This is a genomic window from Pseudoroseicyclus tamaricis (assembly GCF_012070395.1).
In the GTDB taxonomy this organism is placed as follows: Bacteria; Pseudomonadota; Alphaproteobacteria; order Rhodobacterales; family Rhodobacteraceae; genus Pseudoroseicyclus_A; species Pseudoroseicyclus_A tamaricis.
In genome coordinates this window covers 1,062,860-1,080,196 of the sequence record NZ_JAAFYS010000002.1, presented here as the reverse complement: position 1 = coordinate 1,080,196, position 17,337 = coordinate 1,062,860, and the positions used below count along the sequence as shown (strand labels likewise).

The following is a 17,337-nucleotide window of genomic DNA, read 5'->3' as shown; positions in this document are numbered from 1 at the left end:
CCGCCAGGCCTCGAATTCCACATGGAATTCGACCACGATTTCCATATGGAAATCGCTCCCCGCCCAGATGGAGGCGCAAGATGGGAAGCTACATCCTCAAGCGCCTGCTCTCGGCGATCCCGGTGCTGCTCGGCATCTCCGTCATCGTCTTCCTGATCATGGCGATGATCCCGGGCGATCCGGCCACGGCCATCCTCGGCTCCTACGCCACGCCGGAGAACGTCGCCCGCATCAACCGCGACCTCGGGCTCGATCAGCCGCTGGTGGCGCGCTACTTCATCTGGCTCGGCAACATGCTGACCGGTGACTTCGGGAGGAGCTTCTCGCTCAACCGCCCCGTCCTCGACGAGGTGCTCGACCGCTTCGGCGCCACGATGATCCTCGCCGGCACCGCCTTCGTGCTCTGCTCGATCCTCGGGGTGGCCGCCGGCGTCGTCTCCGCGGCACGGCAATACGGCTTCGCCGACAAGGCGATCACCTTCGTCGTGCTCATCGGCATCTCCATCCCATCCTTCTTCCTCGGCATGATGATGATCCTCATCTTCGCCGTGAACCTGCGCTGGTTCCCCGTCTCCGGCATGTGGCCGATCTACGGGGGGCGGACCCTCTGGTCGCTGCTCGACCACCTGATCATGCCGGCCCTCGCGCTCGCCGTCGTCGCCACCGGCGTCATCGCCCGGCTCGCCCGCTCGGCCATGCTGGAGGTGCTGCGGCAGGATTACATCCGCACCGCTCGTGCCAAGGGGGTGCATGAGCGCAGCGTCATCTGGCGCCATGCGCTCAGGGCCGCCATGGTCTCCATCATCCCGGTGCTCGGCATCCAGGCGGGGTTCGTCCTCTCGGGCGCCGTCTATATCGAGATCGTCTTCCAGTGGCCCGGCGTCGGGCGGATGCTGGTGGACGCGATCCTCACCCGCGACATCCTGCTCGTGCAGGGCGGGGTGGTCTTCGTCGCCGCCTGCTACGTGCTCTTCAACATCGCGGTGGACGTGGCTCAGAGCCTGCTCGATCCGAGGATCAAGACATGAGAGATTTCCTGCGCCTCCTCGCCCGCAACCAGCTGGCGCTGGCCGGGCTGATCGTCCTCTCCGCCGTGGTGCTGCTGGCGCTGGTGACGCCGCTCCTGCCTCTGCAGGCGCCGAACGTCACCAACACCGGCGACCGCTTCCTGCCGCCCTTCACCGAAGGGCACCTCCTCGGCACCGATCACCTCGGGCGGGACCTCTTCTCGCGGCTGATGTACGGCACCCGCCTGTCGCTGGCCGTGGGCTTCGCCGCCGCAGTCATCGCCGCGGTGCTCGGCGCTGCCATCGGCATCCTCGCCGGCTATTACGGCGGGCGGACGGACAACGTCATCATGCGCGGCGTCGACATGCTGATGGCCTTTCCCTACATCCTGCTCGCCCTCGCCATCGTCGCCGCCCTCGGGCCGGGCCTGCTCAACGCGCTCGTCGCCGTGGCCGCCGTCAACATCCCCTTCTTCGCGAGGAACATCCGCGGCATCACCGTCGGCATCGCGCACAAGGAGTTCGTGGATGCCGCCCGCCTCTCCGGCATGGGCGACATGCGCATCATGCTGGGGGAGGTGCTGCCGAACGTCATCCCGGTCATCGTCATCGCCATGTCCACCACTGTGGGCTGGATGATCCTCGAGACGGCGGGGCTCAGCTTCCTCGGTCTCGGCTCGCAGCCGCCGGTGGCCGACCTCGGCTCGATGCTGGGGGAGGCGCGCTCGGCGCTGATCACCAACCCGCACACCTCCGTCGTGCCGGGCGTGATGATCCTGATCATCGTCATGGCCATCAACCTCCTCGGCGACGGCATCCGCGACGCGCTGGACCCGCGCCTGCGCTCCGGCGCGCTGACGCGGCCAATGGCGGCGACCACCGTGCGCCGCGACGGCCCGGTGCCCGAGGCGCGGGAGGGGGCGCTGCTGGATATCCGCGAATTGCAGACGCAGTTCCACGTCAAGAAGCGGGTGTACCGCGCCGTCGGCGGGGTGGATCTGGAGGTGAAGCCCGGCGAGTGCCTCGGCCTCATCGGCGAGAGCGGCTCGGGCAAGTCGGTCACCGCGCTCTCCGTCATGGGCCTCGTCGCCTCGCCGCCGGGGGTGATCACCGGGGGCCGGGTGGACTACAAGGGGACGGACCTGATCGGCGCCCGCTACGAGCAGCTGCGCACCCTTCGCGGCCGGGAGATCGCCTATATCTTTCAGGACCCGCTGGCGACGCTGCACCCGCTCTACAAGGTCGGTGACCAGCTGATCGAGGCGATGACGGCGCATGGTCGCGCCCCGAAGGAGGGGGCGCGCCAGAAGGCCATCGAGCTTCTGAAGTCCGTCCGCATCCCCAATGCCGAGAAGCGGATCGACAGCTACCCGCACGAGATGTCCGGCGGGATGCGCCAGCGGGCGGGCATCGCCATGGCGCTGGCCAACGACCCCGAGGTCATCATCGCCGACGAGCCGACGACGGCGCTCGACGTGACCGTGCAGGCGCAGATCCTGTCGCTGCTCGATGATCTCCGCCGCAGCCGCGGGCTGGCGATCATCTTCATCACCCACGATTTCGGCGTCGTCGCCCAGCTCTGCGACCGGGTCGCCGTCATGTATGCCGGCCGCATCGTGGAGGAGGGGCCGACGGCGGAGGTGCTGGCCACCCCCGCGCACCCCTACACCAAGCGGCTCATCGCCTGCGTGCCGGAGCTGGGGGAGGGGCGCCGCAAGCTCGCCGCCATCCCCGGCCTGCCGCCGCCGGTGGACGATCTGCCGCCCGGCTGCGCCTTCGCGCCCCGCTGCGCCAAGGCGACGCCGGCCTGCACCGAGCCGCCCATCGAGCTGATGCCCTTCGCTGGCACGCGCGCCGTGCGCTGCATCCATCCAGAAAATGACGCCGCCGCCCGGGAGGCCGCCGAATGACCCTCGCCCTGCGCCTGACAGAGCTGGAGAAGACCTTCCCCTTGAAGGGCGGCCTCTTCGGCGGCCCGCGCGGCCATGTCCATGCGGTGAACCCCACCTCGCTGGAGGTCCGGCAGGGGGAGACGCTGGGCATCGTCGGCGAGAGCGGCTGCGGCAAGTCGACGCTGGCGCGGATGCTCGTCGGCCTGCTGCCGCCCACCTCCGGCGCCATCGAGATCGAGGGGGAGCCGCTCTCTCGCGCCGATCCCGCGGCCTTCGGGCGCAAGATCCAGTATGTCTTCCAGGACCCGATCTCCTCGCTCAACCCGCGCAAGACCATCCGCCAGATCATGGAGGCGCCTCTGAAGCACCTCCACAAGATGGGGGCGGAGCAGCGCGCGGCCCGCATCTCCGAGATCTTCGCCGCCGTGAACCTGCGCGAGGAGTTCCTCGAGCGATATCCGCACGAGTTCTCCGGCGGGCAGGCGCAGCGGATCGGCATCGCCCGGGCGCTGGCGGCGCAGGCGCGCATCCTCATCCTCGACGAACCGGTCTCGGCGCTCGACGTCTCCGTGCAGGCGCAGGTGCTCAACCTGCTGGCGGACCTGAAGACCGAGTTCGGCCTCACCTACCTCTTCATCTCCCACGATCTCGCGGTGGTGGAGGCGGTGAGCGACCGCGTGGCGGTGCTCTACTTCGGCTCGGTGGTGGAGCTGGGGCCGGCGGAGCGCATCTTCGCGCGCCCGCACCACCCCTACACCAAGCTCCTCGCCGACAGCGCCCCCGTCGTCGGCCGCCCGCTAACGGCGCCGGAGGCGAAGGGCACCGAGCTGCCCAACCCCATCGACCCGCCCTCGGGCTGCGCCTTCCACGCCCGCTGCCCCCGCGCGAGCGAGAAGTGCCGGCAGGTGACGCCGGAGCTCTTCGACATGGGCGACGGTACTCAGGCCGCCTGCTATCATCCGGTGAACACGGAATAAACGCGCGCCTTGCCTTCGCGCCCGATCCTTTTCACGATGGGGCCGGGGAGGGCGCCGCCATGGATTTTGCCGACAGACGACTGGATGATGCCGCCCGCGCGGCGTGGCTCTCCTACATCGCCGGCAAGAAGCAGGACGAGATCGCGCAGATCATGGGCATCTCGCGCCAGTCGGCGCAGCGCCTGATCAGCCAGGCGCAGGCGGCGGGGCTGGTGAAGGTGCGCATCGACCACCCCATCGCCCGCTGCCAGGAGCTGGCGGCGACGCTGACGGAGCGCTTCGGCCTCAGCACCTGCGAAGTCGTGCCGACGCTGCCCTCGCCCGAGGCCAGCCTCGTCGCCGTCGCGCAGGCGACAGGGGACCTGCTCGAGGGCTGGCTCCTGCGCCCCGATCCGATGATCATCGGTCTCGGCACCGGGCGCACTTTGCGCGGCGCCATCGAGCATCTGCCGCATCTCGACTGCGCGCAGCACAAGGTCGTCTCGCTGACGGGCAACATCGCCCCGGATGGCTCCACGGCCTATTACAACGTCCTCTTCACCATCACCGACAAGGTGACCGCCCCCACCTACCCGATGCCGCTGCCGGTCATCACCTCCTCCGCCGAGGAGCGGGAGGCGCTGCTGGGGCAGGAGATGTTGGCGACGACGCGGGCGCTGGCGGCGAAGACCGACGTGCGCTTCGTCGGCGTCGGCACGCTGGGGGAGAAGGCGCCGCTGAGGCTCGACGGGTTCATCACGGCGGAGGATCAGCAGCGGCTCCGGCGCAAGGGCGCGGCGGGCGAGATCATCGGCTTCGTCTTCGATGCCGAGGGGCGGCTGATCGACGACGAGGTCAACGCCCGCGTCTCCTCCGCGGCCATCACGCCGGCGCCCGAGACCCCGGTGATCGCCGCAGCGCAGGGGCCCGACAAGGTGCCCGCGATTCGCGCCGCGCTGGCGGGGCGGCTCGTCAGCGGGCTGGTGACGGACGAGGCGACCGCCGCGGAACTCTGCGCGTAGCTCGTCAAATTTAACAACACCTTACAAGCCGTTCTTCACCCGCGCGCTGCGCCGCGGCGACGAATTGCTGTTGACCGGTCACGTCCGCGTCTGAGAAAAAGCCCGCGAGCGTAGCAATTGCTCACCCACCTTTGGGAGGATCACATGACCACCACCATTCGCGCCCTTCTGGGCGCCACCGCGCTGTCCGCCATCGGCCTTTCCGCCACCGCGCAGGACACCACGCTGACCATCGCCACCGTGAACAACGGTGACATGATCCGCATGCAGGGCCTCACGCAGGACTTCACCAACCAGAACCCGGGCATCGCCCTCGAATGGGTCACGCTGGAAGAGAACGTGCTGCGTCAGCGCGTGACGCAGGACATCGCCACCGGTGGCGGCCAGTTCGACGTGCTGACCATCGGCACCTACGAGGTTCCGATCTGGGCCAACCAGGAGTGGCTGGTGCCGCTCGACGACATGCCGGAAGACTACAACGCCGACGATCTGCTGCCCGCCATCCGCGACGCGCTCTCCGTCGACGGCACGCTCTATGCCGCGCCGTTCTACGGCGAGAGCGCCATGGTGATGTACCGCACCGATCTGGCCGAAGAAGCCGGCGTGACGATCCCGGAAGAGCCCACCTGGACGGACATCATGGCCGCCGCCGAGGCGATGACCGACCGTGACAACGAGATCTACGGCATCTGCCTGCGCGGCAAGGCCGGCTGGGGTGAGAACATGGCCTTCCTGACGGCCATGGCGAACTCCTACGGTGGCGCCTGGTTCAACAACGACTGGGAAGCCCAGTTCGAAAGCGAGCCGTGGCAGTCCGCCGTCTCCGACTACCTGATGATGATGGAGAACTACGGTCCTCCGGGCGCCGCGAACAACGGCTTCAACGAGAACCTCTCGCTCTTCCAGCAGGGCAAGTGCGGCATGTGGATCGACGCCACCGTCGCCGCCTCCTTCGTGACCGACCCCGAGGATTCCACGGTCGCCGACAGCGTCGGCTACGCGGTGTTCCCGAACAAGGAAGGCGTGGACAACCACGGCAACTGGCTCTGGGCCTGGTCGCTGGCCATCCCGGCCTCCTCCGAGCAGCAGGATGCGGCGAAAGCCTTCATCTCCTGGGCCACGGGTCAGGGCTACACCGAGCTGGTGGCGAGCGAAGAGGGCTGGCGATCCGCCCCTCCGGGCACCCGCACCTCGCTCTACGAGAACGCGGAGTACCAGGAGGCCGCGCCCTTCGCCGAGATGACGCTGAACGCCATGAACGCGGCGGACACGATCAACCAGTCCGTGATGGAGACGCCCTACACGGGTGGCCAGTTCGTGGCGATCCCGGAATTCGCGGGCATCGGCACCCAGGTCGGCCAGGAAATGTCGGCCGCGCTCGCGGGCCAGCAATCGGCTGAAGAAGCCCTTGCCAACGCCCAGGCGCTGACCACCGACGAGATCGAGGCCGCCGGCTACTAAGCCGCAGGCTCCGACGAGCTCCCGGGGGGCGGCGCGCCCGCCCCCCACGCCAATAGCAGACCCGGGGGGCGGCATGCCCGCCCGCCGGAGAACCAGAAGATCACCGGGGGGCGGCGTGCCCGCCCCCCGGCACCGCTCCCGGCCCCTCGTGGTGTGGCCGGTTCGAGCCCAAGGGGAGGACACCGCGCCATGGCGACCCAGCACTCACGCTCCGCCGCACGTCTGATGATGACGCCCGCCGTCGTCCTGCTTCTCGGCTGGATGCTCGTGCCGCTTATCATGACGCTCTACTTCTCCTTCACCGATTACCGCCCCCTGCGGGGCATCTTCGACTGCTGCGTCGGCTTCGAGAATTACGAGCGCTTCGTCACCTCCTCGGCCTTCCTCGACAGCGTCCTGACCACGCTCATCATGGTGGGCGGCATCCTCGCCATCACCGTGATCGGCGGCATCCTTCTGGCGATCTTGCTCGACCAGCCGATGTGGGGGCAGGGGATCGTGCGGATCCTCGTGATCGCGCCCTTTTTCGTCATGCCAACCGTCTCGGCGCTGGTGTGGAAGAACATGTTCATGGACCCGGTGAACGGCGTCCTCGCCCACCTGTGGCGCGCCTTCGGGATGGCGCCGGTGGACTGGCTGTCACAGGCGCCGCTCTTCTCGATCATCCTGATCGTCAGCTGGCAGTGGCTGCCCTTCGCGACGCTCATCCTGCTCACCGCCATCCAGTCGCTCGACAGCGAGCAGCTCGAGGCCTCCGAGATGGACGGCGCGCCCACGCTCAAGCGGTTCTGGTACATCATCCTGCCGCACCTCAGCCGGGCGATCACCGTGGTGATCCTGATCCAGACGATCTTCCTGCTGTCGATCTTCGCCGAGATCTTCGTGACCACCCAAGGGTCCTTCGGAACCCGCACGCTGACCTACCTGATCTACCAGCGCGTGCTGGAGAGCCAGAACGTCGGGCTCGGCTCCGCCGGCGGCATCATCGCCGTCATCCTCGCCAACATCGTCGCGATCTTCCTGATGCGGATCGTCGGCAAGAACCTGGATACCTGAGGGGGAGCCCGTGGCACGTGCCGTCACACCACAGCGCAAGACGCTGAACACCATCTTCGCCTGGGCGATCGGGCTGACGATCTTCTTCCCGATCCTCTGGACGATCCTGACCAGCTTCAAGACGGAAGGCACCGCGATCGCCAATCCGCCCGTCCTGCTCTTCTTCGACTGGACGCTGGAGAACTACGAGACGGTGCAGGAGCGCTCCAACTACATGCGCTACCTGTGGAACTCGATCGCCATCGCCGGCGGCTCGACGATCCTCGGCCTCATCGTCGCGGTGCCCGCGGCGTGGTCGATGGCCTTCGTGCCGAGCAAGGCGACGAAGAACATCCTGATGTGGATGCTCTCCACCAAGATGCTGCCGGCGGTGGGGGTGCTCTTCCCCATCTACCTGATCTGCATCCAGCTGGGGCTGCTCGACAGCAAGATCGCGCTGATCGTCATCTTGATGCTCATCAACCTGCCGATCATCGTGTGGATGCTCTACACCTACTTCCGCGAGATTCCCGGCGAGATCCTCGAAGCCGGGCGGATGGACGGCGCCGGCCTGAGGGAGGAGATCCTCTACATCCTCACGCCCATGGCCGTGCCGGGCATCGCCTCGACGCTGCTGCTCAACTTCATCCTCGCCTGGAACGAGGCGTTCTGGACGCTGAACCTCACCGCCGTGAACGCGGCGCCGCTGACGGCCTTCATCGCCAGCTACTCGTCGCCGGAGGGGCTCTTCTTCGCCAAGCTCTCCGCCGCCTCCACCATGGCCATCGCGCCCATCCTGATCCTCGGCTGGTTCAGCCAGAAGCAGCTGGTGCGCGGCCTGACCTTCGGGGCGGTGAAATGAGCGAGATCGACAACATCCGGGGGAGGGGCCGGAGCCTCCAAGCGGGCCACGGCCGGGACAAGGAATAGGACAGATGGGACGCATTCAACTCAAGCAGGTCCGCAAGACCTTCGGCGACGTCGAGGTGATCCCGCCGCTGGACCTCGATATCGACGACGGCGAGTTCGTCGTCTTCGTCGGGCCCTCGGGCTGCGGCAAGTCCACGCTGCTGCGCCTGATCGCGGGGCTGGAGGATGTCTCCTCCGGGGCCATCGTCATCGACGGCGACGATGCCACGCAGGTGCCGCCCGCCAAGCGGCGGCTGGCGATGGTCTTCCAGAGCTACGCGCTCTACCCGCACATGTCCGTGCGCAAGAACATCGCCTTCCCGCTGCGCATGGCCAAGATGGACCAGGCGGAGCAGGAGCGCCGCGTCAGCGCCGCCGCCGAGGTGCTCAACCTCAAGGCCTATCTCGACCGGCGCCCCGGCCAGCTCTCGGGCGGCCAGCGCCAGCGCGTCGCCATCGGCCGCGCCATCGTGCGTGAGCCGGCGGCCTTCCTCTTCGACGAGCCTCTGTCGAACCTCGACGCCGCGCTGCGCGTCGGGATGCGGCTGGAGATCTCCGAGCTGCACAAGCGGCTCGAGACGACGATGATCTACGTCACCCACGACCAGGTCGAAGCCATGACCATGGCCGACAAGATCGTCGTGCTGCAGGCGGGCAAGATCGAGCAGGTCGGCTCGCCGCTGGAACTCTACCGCGCGCCCCGCAACCTCTTCGTCGCCGGCTTCATCGGCAGCCCGAAGATGAACCTGATCACCGGACCCGAGGCCGAGAAGCGCGGTGCCAAGACCATCGGCATCCGGCCCGAGCACATCACCGCCTCGACGACAGAGGGCGCGTGGCAGGGACGCATCGGCGTGTCCGAGCATCTGGGCAGCGACACCTTCTTCCATGTGCATCTCGACGGGCGCGAGGAGCCGGTCACCGTGCGGGCAGGCGGCGAGGTCGACCTGCACCACGGCGACACGATCTACCTGACGCCGCAGGAAGAGCACATGCACCGGTTCGGGCCCGACGATCTGCGGATCGCCTGAGCCTGCCCCCGGGCCGCCGCTTCCTCCTGGCGGCCCGGGCCAATTCTCTTGCCACCAGGAAGACCCCCCATGTCGGTGAAGCTCTCCTTGTCCACCCTCGATGCCCTGCCGGGCGAGGTCTCCCGCCCCGCCTATGCGCGGGCGGACCTCTCCGCCGGCATCCTGCATTTCGGCGTCGGCAATTTCCACCGCGCCCACCAGGCGATGTATCTCGACCGGCTGTTCAACGCCGGCCAGAGTCGCGACTGGGCCATCGTCGGCGCCGGGGTCTTCGCGGGCGAGCAGAAGGGCCGGGCCGTCCTGCAGGAGCAGGACTGGCTGACGACGCTGGTCGAGCAGGAGGCGGATGCGAGCGAGGCGCGCGTCATCGGCTCCATGGTCGAGTTCGTGGAGCCGGCGGACAGCGCGGCGATCATCGCCCGCATGGCCGAGCCCGATATCCGCATCGTCTCGCTCACCATCACCGAGGGCGGCTACTTCCTCGATTCCGATGACAACTTCGACCCGACACATCCCGACATCGCCGCCGATGCCGCGACCCCGGAGCAGCCGAAGACCGTCTTCGGCATGATCCTCGCCGGCCTGCGCGCCCGCCGCGACAAGGGCCTCGCCCCCTTCACCGTCATGTGCTGCGACAACATCCCCCACAACGGCGCCGTCACCCGCCGCACCCTCACCGGCCTCGCCCGGCTGAGCGATGCCGCCTTCGCGCAATGGGTGGAGGAGAATGTCGCCTTCCCGAACGGCATGGTCGACCGCATCACCCCCGGCACTGGCGACCGCGAGCGCAGGATCCTCGCCGAGGACTTCGGGGTGGAGGACGGCTGGCCCGTCTTCTGCGAGGGCTTCGTGCAATGGGTGCTGGAGGATGACTTCCCCCTCGGCCGCCCGGCCTTCGAGGAGGTCGGCGTGCAGTTCGTGCCCGACGTCGCCCCCTTCGAGCTGATGAAGCTGCGCATCCTCAACGGCGGCCACGCCACCATCGCCTACCCGGGCGGGCTGATGGACATCCACTTCGTCCACGAGGCGATGGAGAACGATCTCATCCGCGCCTTCCTGCGCAAGCTGGAGGAGGAGGAGATCATCCCGATGGTCCCGCCCGTGCCGGACACCGACCTGCACGAGTATTTCGATCTGATCGAGACGCGCTTCTCCAACCCCAAGATCGGCGACACCATCCGCCGGCTCTGCCTCGACGGCTCCAACCGGCAGCCGAAGTTCATCGTGCCGACGCTCCGCGACGCACTGAAGCAGGGCGGCTCCATCGAGGGATTGGCGCTCGAATCCGCGCTCTGGTGCCGCTACTGTGCCGGGACGACGGACAGCGGCGCCGAGATCGCGCCCAACGATCCTGCCTGGGACAGGCTCGTGCCCTGGGCGCTGGAAGCGAAGGAGCGGCCCGAGGCGTGGCTGGAGATGAAGGGCATCTACGGCGAGCTGGGGGCGGATCCGCGCTTCGCGGAGGCCTTCGCCCGCTGGCTCCGCCACCTCTGGGCGGAGGGGACGGAGGCGACCCTGCGCGCCTATCTCGGCAGTGGCTGAGCAACCGGGGGCCGACATGAGCGGGGCCGCCCGGAGCGGGCCCGCGACCGGCCGGCTCGCCGGCCCGGCCCCCGCCCTCGTCGTCTTCGATTGCGACGGCGTGCTGGTGGACAGCGAGCCCATCTCGCTCGCCGTGACGCTGGACATGCTGGCCGAGGCCGGCCTGCCGATGACCCCGCGCGAGGGCTACGACCAGCTCCTCGGACGTTCGCTCACCACCATCGCCACATGGGCGGAGGAGGAGCATGGCGTGACGCTCACGCAGGATCACCTCTCCGCCATGCGCTCCCGCCTCATCGCCCGCTTCCGGGAGGAGCTACGCCCCGTTCCTGGCGTGGCCGAGGCGGTAGGGGCGCTGCCCTGGCCCGTCTGCGTCGCGTCCTCCTCCCAGCCGGACCGCATCCGCCTGAGCCTCGAGCTCGCGGGCCTGCTGCCGCTCTTCGAGCCGCATATCTTCTCCGCCAGCATGGTGTCGCGCGGCAAGCCGGCGCCGGATCTCTTCCTCCACGCCGCCGCGCAGATGGGCGCCCCGGCGGAGGCCTGCGTGGTCATCGAGGACAGCCCCGCGGGCATCGCGGCGGCCCGGGCGGCGGGGATGCGGGTCATCGGGTTCACCGGCGGCGCGCATGCGGGGCCTGCAAACCTCGCGGAGGCGGTTGCAAATTCCGCCCCCGACGCCATCATCTCCGCCATGGCCGACCTGCCCGCCTGCCTGGGCACGGGCGGCTGACGCCCAAGAGACGGGCGGGGAGGGGGAATGTCAGGCTATATCTGTGCCGTGGACGTGGGGACGCGGAGCGCCCGCGCCGGCCTCTTCGACGCCTCCGGCCGGATGCTCGCCCGAGAGGTGGCGGCCTTCCGCACCTACGAGGACGGGCCGGAGCGGGCCGAATATGCCTCCGAGGAAATCTGGGCCTCCGTCTGCGCCGCCGTCCGGCAGGTGCGTGAGCGCGCCGGGGTGCCGGCGCCAGAGGTGAAGGCGCTGGCCTTCGACGCCACCTGCAGCCTCGTGCTGCAGGACAGTGACGGCGTGCCCCTCGCCCTCGGCCCCGGCGGGCGCGACACCATCGCCTGGTTCGACCATCGCGCCACGGCCGAGGCGGCGGAGGTCTCCGCCTCCGGCCACGCGCTGATCCGCCACCATGGCGGGGCCATGTCCCCCGAGATGCAGACGCCGAAGCTCCTCTGGCTCAAGCGCCACCGCCCGGAGCTCTGGGCGCATCTCGGCGCCGCGCGCGACCTGACGGACCATCTCGCCTGGCGGGCGACGGGGCAGCGCGTCGCCTCCGCCTGCACCCTCGCCGCGAAATGGCCCTACCTGCCGGAGGCGGGCGGCTGGCAGGATGATTTCCTCGCCGCCGTCGGGCTGGAGGATCTGCGCGCCCGCGCCGCTTTGCCAGAGGTCGCCGCCCCGGTGGGCGCCGTCGCCGGCACACTCACCGGCGCTGCCGCCGCCTCCCTCCGCCTCGCGGTCGGCACGCCCGTCGCGGTCGGGCTGGTGGACGCCTATGCCGGCGCCCTCGGCTGCCTCGGCGCCGCGGGGGAGGACGGGCGCGGCCTGACGCTGATCGCCGGCACATCAATCAGCCTCATGGCGGTGACGGAGGCGCCGGTCTTCGCGCCGGGCATCTGGGGCCCGTTCCGCGACGCTGTGCTGCCGGGGCTCTGGTGCTCCGAGGGCGGGCAGTCCGCCGCCGGGGCGCTGCTCGACTACGTGCTCGACCTCTGGCCCGGACACTCGGCCGCCTCGCACCCGACGCATGACGCGGTGCTCGACCGGATCGAGATCCTGCTGGAGCGGCATGGCCCCGCCTTCGGCCGGCCGATCCATGTGCTACCCGATTTCCGCGGCAACCGCTCGCCCCTCGCCGATGCCGGCAGCCGGGGTGTGATCTCCGGCCTGACGCTCGACCGCAGCTTCGACGGGCTCTGCGCCCTCTACTGGCGCGCCGCCGTGGGGCTGGCCCTGGGCGCCCGGCAGATCCTCGGTCACATGGGAGACGCGGGGCTGGCGGCGGACCGGCTGGCCATCGTCGGCGGCCTCACCCGCTCTCCGCTGATCTCGCAGCTCTACGCGGATGCCACGGGCCTCGCCATCCACCGCCCGGAGGTGCGCGACAGCGTGCTCCTCGGCACGGCCATGGCGGGCGCGGTGGCGGCCGGCCTGCAACCCGACCTCACCACCGCCGCCCGCGCCATGGCCGGCGCCGTGGAGAGCTTCACCCCCGACGCCACCCGCGCGGAGGGCTACGGCCACGACTACGCCGCGTTCCGCCTGATGCAGCGGCAGCGCGAGGAGCTGGCGGCGGTCTGAGGCGGCGGTCTGACAGGGGGGCTGAGGCGGCGTCAGCCGCCGGACCGGAGCGCCTCCTGCAGGCTACGCAGCTCCTCGGGCGTCAGCAGCAGCCTCAGCTTGAGGCTCTCGATGGAGATGTCGACGTCCTGCAGGTCGATCTCCACCGCGACGGTCGGCAGGTCCGGCCCGCCCCCCATGCCGCCGGTCAGCTCCGAGCAGCCGCTGAGGGCCAGGATCAGGAGGAGGGTGCTGCGCATGGGGGGTGTCCTTTGTGCGGGTGAGGAGAACGGATCTAGGATCAGTGTGGATCGTAGTCGCGGTTCGCTACGGGTAGGTCCGATGTCTACGCCTCGCCAGGGTCAACTACGGAATGCGGCTGCTCCTCGTCGATAGTGCTACGGAGGCGGAGCGCTGCCAAGGTCAGGTCCGGGCCGTAGAAGAATGGGTTAGAGATCATTTCACTCGCCAAAGTCACCTTTGCGGCGCGGGTTCTGTCCGTGGAAAAGGTAGATTGAATAGTAACAAGTAGAGCAGCGAGGCGGCTAGCACAGTAGCTCCAATAATCGCACAAATACTATCAAATCCCCAGTCGCTTCCAATGACGTGTAGGATTTGGGATTTGAGAAGGAAGAAGTAGATGTAAGGGATGGGTAGGGTGAATAGGAAGATGCAGAAGGCGCAGACAATTCGGATTAGGTTCTTTACTGTCTTATTGCCGGCATCTAGGGGGGTCGGGAAAGAAGCAAAAAAAGTACTGTGCTGCTTCATCAGTGAGAGCGCATCGGCAGGGATCCCGTAAGCGTGAAGTTCTGCTGAGGTAAGGCCACGAGCGTTAGAAAGTGTATAGCAAGCTTGCGCCTGTTGGCACCAAAAGAACAGCGTGGTAGAGGCAACTAAAGTAAGAAGGTAAATGGGCAGCTCTGCTGATATTGACTGAAAAGTGAAGGATACCTCTGAAACGTCCCCTACAGAGGCAAGCAGAAAGTAAATTGCAAGAACAGCTAAAGAGAGTTTAGTGAGTTCGCCTTGGGCGCTTTTCTCGGCGGAAATCAGGTGTAGGAATCCAGCGAGCGGGTCTTTTTCTACTTCGGAAAGCCAACCCGTCATTCGTAGCAGCTCGCGAGATTTTACATCGCTCAGCGACTCCCACTCTGTACCACTCACAAATCCAGCTCCTCCACGAACCGCGCGTTCTCCTGGATATACTGGAAGCGCAGCTCCGGCTTCTTGCCCATCAGCCGCTCCACGAGGTCCGCCGTCTCCCCCGCGAAATCATCCACCAAACTCACCTTGATCAGCCGGCGCGTCGCCGGGTCCATCGTGGTTTCTTTCAGGTCCTTCGCGTCCATCTCGCCGAGGCCCTTGAAGCGGGAGGTGTCGATCTTGCCCTTGCCGCCGAGGCCCTTGGCCAGCCAGGCATCCCGCTCCGCCTCGCTCGCGCAATAGACACGCTTGGCCCCCTGCGTGAGCCGGTAGAGGGGCGGGCAGGCGAGGAACAGATGGCCTGCGTCGATCAGGGGCCGCATCTGCGTGAAGAAGAACGTCATCAGCAGCGAGGCGATGTGGGCGCCGTCGACATCGGCGTCCGTCATGATGATGACCTTCTCGTAGCGCAGGTCGTCGAGGTTGAAGCGGGTGCCCATGCCGGTGCCGAGGGCGTCGGTGAGATCCTTGATCTCGGCATTGGTGCTGATCTTGGACGAGGCGGCGCCGAGCACGTTGAGGATCTTGCCGCGCAAGGGCAGCATGGCTTGCGTCTTGCGGTTGCGGGCGGCCTTGCCCGAGCCGCCGGCGCTGTCGCCTTCCACAATGAAGAGCTCCGTCCCCTCGCGGGCGGAGTTGGAGCAGTCGACCAGCTTGCCCGGCAGGCGCAGCTTCTTGGTGGCGCTCTTGCGGGCGGTCTCCTTCTCCTGCCGGCGGCGCAGGCGCTCCTCCGCGCGCAGGACGAGGAAGTCGAGGATGGCATTGGCCGACTTGGTGTCGCCGGCCAGCCAGTTGTCGAAATGGTCGCGGACGGCGCCTTCCGTCATCTTCTGGGCGCTCTCGGAGGAGAGGCGGTCCTTCGTCTGACCCACGAAGGCCGGCTCGCGGATGAAGCAGGAGACGAGGGCGCAGCCGCCGGAGGTGAGATCCTCCCGCGTGATCTGGCTGGCCTTCTTGCTGCCCACCAGCTCCCCATAGGCGCGGATGCCCTTGAGGATGGCGGCCCAGAAGCCGGCCTCATGCGTGCCGCCCTCGGGCGTCGGCACGGTGTTGCAGTAGGACTGGATGAAGCCGTCGCGGCTCGGCGTCCAGTTGATGGCCCATTCGACCTTGCCCGGCTCGCCGAACTTCTCCTTGAAGGAAACGTTCCCGGCGAAGGGCTTCTCGGAATAGGTGGTGGAGTTGCCCAGCGTCTCGCCGAGGTAGTCGGCGAGGCCGCCGGGGAAGTGGAAGACGGCCTCCGTCGGCGTCTCGCCATCGTCGATCTCGCTCTTCCAGCGGATCTCGACGCCCGAGAAGAGGTAGGCCTTGGAGCGCACCATGGCGAGCAGGCGCGCCGGCTTGAACTGGTGGTGGCCGAAGATCTCCGCATCCGGGTGGAAGGTGGTGGTGGTGCCGCGCCGGTTGGGGGCGGCGCCGATCTCCTCCACCGGGCCGAGGGGCACGCCGCGGGCGAAACGCTGCTCCACCAGCTTGCGGTCCCGCGCCACCTGCACGACCATCGAGTCGGAGAGGGCGTTGACGACCGAGGCGCCGACGCCGTGCAGGCCGCCCGACGTCTCGTAGCTCTTGCCGGAGAACTTGCCGCCCGCGTGCAGCGTGCAGAGGATCACCTCCAGCGCCGACTTGCCGGGGAACTTGGGGTGCGGATCGAAGGGCATGCCGCGGCCATTGTCGCGGATCATGACCGATCCGTCGGCCTGCAGCTCCACCTCGATGCGGTTGGCATGGCCGGCGACGGCCTCGTCCATCGAGTTGTCGAGCACCTCGGCGACGAGGTGGTGCAGGGCCCGCTCGTCAGTGCCGCCGATATACATGCCGGGCCGCTTGCGGACCGGCTCGAGCCCTTCGAGGACTTCGATGGAGGAGGCGTCGTAGGTGCCGGGCTCCGCCCCGGAGAGGAGGTCGTCGGGCATACCGCTCATGTTCTCGTTATGTTGCCTGTGGCGCCATTGTGACAGGGCAGGGCGGCTTCGGCAATGCCGCGCGGGGCAGGAGCGCGCAGCCGGAGGGCGAGATGCCCCCGCTGCCGTTGGCAGTCCCCCCGAGGATATCTGGCTGTCGAAGATCGGATCAGGGGAAGAGGAGGGCGCGGTGGGCGCCGGCGCCGGCCATCTGGCCGCGGCCGATGGCGGCGGCGAGCGATTGGGGGCCGGCGGCGAGGTCGCCGCAGGCGAAGACGCCGGGCACCGAGGTTTCCTGCATCGGGCCGACGCGGAGGCCGCTGCCGAAGGGCGTCTCTTCGGTGTCGCAGCCGAGCTGGGCGGCGATGGGCGAGGCGGGGCGCTGGGCGGGCGCGATGAAGAGGCCGGCAAAGGTGAGAGCGCGGCCATCGGCGAGGCGGGTCTCGATATCGGCGCCCGCCGCGGCGACGGAGGTGACGGGGGCGGTCTCGATGGCGACGTCGCGGGCGGCGAAATCGGCGAGGGTCGCCTCATCGAGCGGATCGGCGCCGTTCGCCAGGTAGGTGACGGGCCCCCAGTCGCGCACCATCTGCGCCTGATGGCGGGAGACGGGCGCGCTCGCCAGCACCGCGGCGCGTCGGCCGCCAAGCTCGGTACCGTGGCAATAGGGGCAGTGAAAGACATGGCTGCCCCAAAGCGGCGCGAGGCCGGGCGTGCCCGGCAGCTCGTCGGCAACGCCGGTGGCGAGGATGAGCTGCGCGCCGGACTGGCGGCTGCCATCGGTGAGGGTCGCGGTGAAGCCCTCGGGGCCTCGGCTGACGCTCTCGGCCAAGCCCTCCACCCAGGTGAGCGTCGGATAGGCCATCACATCGGCCCGGGCGCGGGCCGCGATCTCACCCGGCGGGACACCGTCGAAGCCGATGAGGTTGTGGGCATGGGCGGCGAAGCGGTTCCGGCGCTGGCCGGCATCGATGATCGTGACGCGCCGGCCGGGGCGGAGGAGCTGCAGGGCTGCGGAGAGGCCGGCATAGGAGCCGCCGATGATGAGCACGTCGGCGGGAGCGGGGCTGGGCATGGGG

At 68.4% G+C, this 17,337-nt stretch carries 15 protein-coding genes; 11 read left to right on the top strand and 4 right to left on the bottom strand.

The features are described 5' to 3' along the window. Positions 1-80: 80 nt before the first annotated feature. The 11 genes from GY170_RS11610 (at position 81) to GY170_RS11560 (ending at position 13,169) form a co-directional block, all read left to right on the top strand. The gene (locus GY170_RS11610) at positions 81-1,028 is read left to right on the top strand and encodes an ABC transporter permease (RefSeq protein ID WP_163893687.1); all 948 of its coding nucleotides are present in this window, start codon (positions 81-83) and stop codon (positions 1,026-1,028) included. Beyond that, positions 1,025-2,917, top strand: a complete 1,893-nt coding sequence (locus GY170_RS11605) for a dipeptide/oligopeptide/nickel ABC transporter permease/ATP-binding protein (RefSeq protein ID WP_163893686.1) — start codon at positions 1,025-1,027, stop codon at positions 2,915-2,917. Before GY170_RS11610 ends, GY170_RS11605 begins: the two co-directional genes overlap by 4 nt. Next, positions 2,914-3,876 carry an ABC transporter ATP-binding protein gene (locus tag GY170_RS11600; protein WP_163893685.1) on the top strand — a complete coding sequence of 321 codons (963 nt, stop codon included), beginning with the start codon at positions 2,914-2,916 and terminating at the stop codon, positions 3,874-3,876. Before GY170_RS11605 ends, GY170_RS11600 begins: the two co-directional genes overlap by 4 nt. A gap of 59 nt (positions 3,877-3,935) precedes the next feature. Next, a complete protein-coding gene (locus tag GY170_RS11595) occupies positions 3,936-4,877 on the top strand; it encodes a sugar-binding transcriptional regulator (RefSeq protein WP_163893684.1) in 942 nt (313 codons plus the stop codon). Positions 4,878-5,021: 144 nt separating this feature from the next. Beyond that, positions 5,022-6,338: an ABC transporter substrate-binding protein gene (locus tag GY170_RS11590; RefSeq protein ID WP_163893683.1), complete on the top strand. Its 1,317-nt coding sequence runs from the start codon at positions 5,022-5,024 to the stop codon at positions 6,336-6,338. Positions 6,339-6,527: 189 nt separating this feature from the next. Beyond that, positions 6,528-7,394, top strand: coding sequence for a carbohydrate ABC transporter permease (locus GY170_RS11585; RefSeq protein ID WP_163893682.1), 867 nt, complete (start codon positions 6,528-6,530; stop codon positions 7,392-7,394). A 10-nt stretch (positions 7,395-7,404) separates the two neighbouring features. Beyond that, complete coding sequence (locus GY170_RS11580) at positions 7,405-8,235, top strand: carbohydrate ABC transporter permease (RefSeq protein WP_163893681.1); 831 nt, start codon at positions 7,405-7,407, stop codon at positions 8,233-8,235. A gap of 73 nt (positions 8,236-8,308) precedes the next feature. Continuing rightward, positions 8,309-9,313, top strand: a complete 1,005-nt coding sequence (locus GY170_RS11575; RefSeq protein ID WP_163893680.1) for an ABC transporter ATP-binding protein — start codon at positions 8,309-8,311, stop codon at positions 9,311-9,313. A 69-nt stretch (positions 9,314-9,382) separates the two neighbouring features. Then, positions 9,383-10,855: a mannitol dehydrogenase family protein gene (locus tag GY170_RS11570; RefSeq protein ID WP_163893678.1), complete on the top strand. Its 1,473-nt coding sequence runs from the start codon at positions 9,383-9,385 to the stop codon at positions 10,853-10,855. Between the two features lie 16 nt (positions 10,856-10,871). Then, positions 10,872-11,585, top strand: coding sequence for an HAD family hydrolase (locus GY170_RS11565; RefSeq protein ID WP_163893676.1), 714 nt, complete (start codon positions 10,872-10,874; stop codon positions 11,583-11,585). A gap of 27 nt (positions 11,586-11,612) precedes the next feature. Further along, positions 11,613-13,169 carry an FGGY family pentulose kinase gene (locus GY170_RS11560; protein WP_163893674.1) on the top strand — a complete coding sequence of 519 codons (1,557 nt, stop codon included), beginning with the start codon at positions 11,613-11,615 and terminating at the stop codon, positions 13,167-13,169. Positions 13,170-13,201: 32 nt separating this feature from the next. Here the strand turns inward: GY170_RS11560 and GY170_RS11555 are convergent, their stop codons facing one another. The 4 genes from GY170_RS11555 to GY170_RS11540 all read right to left on the bottom strand — a co-directional run bounded on the left by GY170_RS11555 (position 13,202) and on the right by GY170_RS11540 (position 17,333). Further along, a complete protein-coding gene (locus GY170_RS11555; protein WP_163893672.1) occupies positions 13,202-13,408 on the bottom strand; it encodes a hypothetical protein in 207 nt (68 codons plus the stop codon). A gap of 214 nt (positions 13,409-13,622) precedes the next feature. Beyond that, entirely contained in the window at positions 13,623-14,315 is a 693-nt protein-coding gene (locus GY170_RS11550; protein ID WP_163893670.1) for a hypothetical protein, read from the bottom strand. Further along, positions 14,312-16,270, bottom strand: coding sequence for a DNA topoisomerase IV subunit B (gene parE, locus GY170_RS11545; protein WP_163893872.1), 1,959 nt, complete (start codon positions 16,268-16,270; stop codon positions 14,312-14,314). The genes GY170_RS11550 and parE overlap by 4 nt, the downstream gene beginning before the upstream one ends. Before the next feature lie 157 nt (positions 16,271-16,427). Further along, positions 16,428-17,333 carry an NAD(P)/FAD-dependent oxidoreductase gene (locus GY170_RS11540; protein WP_163893668.1) on the bottom strand — a complete coding sequence of 302 codons (906 nt, stop codon included), beginning with the start codon at positions 17,331-17,333 and terminating at the stop codon, positions 16,428-16,430. Positions 17,334-17,337: the final 4 nt, after the last annotated feature.